The sequence below is a fragment of the Kitasatospora sp. NPDC059088 genome, assembly GCF_042738155.1.
GTDB lineage: Bacteria > Actinomycetota > Actinomycetes > Streptomycetales > Streptomycetaceae > Kitasatospora.
The window spans coordinates 1-684 of the sequence record NZ_JBHYGR010000002.1 but is presented as its reverse complement, the minus strand read 5'-3'; the positions used below and the strand labels follow the sequence as shown (position 1 = coordinate 684).

The window sequence follows — 684 nt, the reverse complement described above, 5'->3', positions numbered from 1 at the left end:
CGGCCCCCCTTTTGTTTTTTACCCCCCCCGCCCGCCCCGCCCCCGGGGGGGGGGGGGGGCGCCCGGGGCGGGCGGTCGGTGGTGGGGCCCCCCCCCCCACTACTCACTCGGGTGAGTGAACGCCCTTTGGTTCTCGCGCGACCCTGTCACTACGGTGTGCCAGTCAATGCTGACAGGCCGTGGCGGCACTCGCCCGTCCGTCGCCCCGTGCGATGTCGGCCACCGACGAGGACCCAAGGGGACGAACCATGAAGCAGGCTCTCAAGGCCGCCGGTACCGCGGCGCTCGGCATCGCCATCGCGGCGGTCGGCGCCGGCACCGCCTCCGCGGCGGCCGGCCAGGCGGCCGGCGGCCTCGGGCTGCCCACCGGCGCGGTGACGAACCCCGCGGTGACCGGTGCGGTCACCGACACCGCGGCCAAGCTGCCCGGCGGCGACAAGGTCGCCGGCACCCTCGGCACCCTGACCCCGAGCGCCGGCCAGCCCGCCGCCGCTCCGGCCGCCGAGGCCGCGCCCGCCGCCCCGGTCGCCGGCCTCACCCAGCAGCGCGTCGGCGGCCTGCCGAACGTCCCCGGCCTGGACAAGACCCCGATCGGCGGGGTTGCCGGCGCGCTGGGCGGCCTGGGCGGCTGATCCGGCCACCCGCACGACGACGGGCCGCCCGCCCCCGGAACTCCTCCGGGGG

The 684-nt window shown here is 78.5% G+C and carries 1 protein-coding gene; it reads left to right on the top strand.

What is annotated here, in order from left to right; genetic code table 11:
• Nucleotides 1-248: 248 nt before the first annotated feature.
• The gene (locus ACFWXO_RS00935; RefSeq protein WP_375882306.1) at nt 249-632 is read left to right on the top strand and encodes an ATP-binding protein; all 384 of its coding nucleotides are present in this window, start codon (nt 249-251) and stop codon (nt 630-632) included.
• The last annotated feature ends 52 nt before the right edge of the window (nt 633-684 follow it).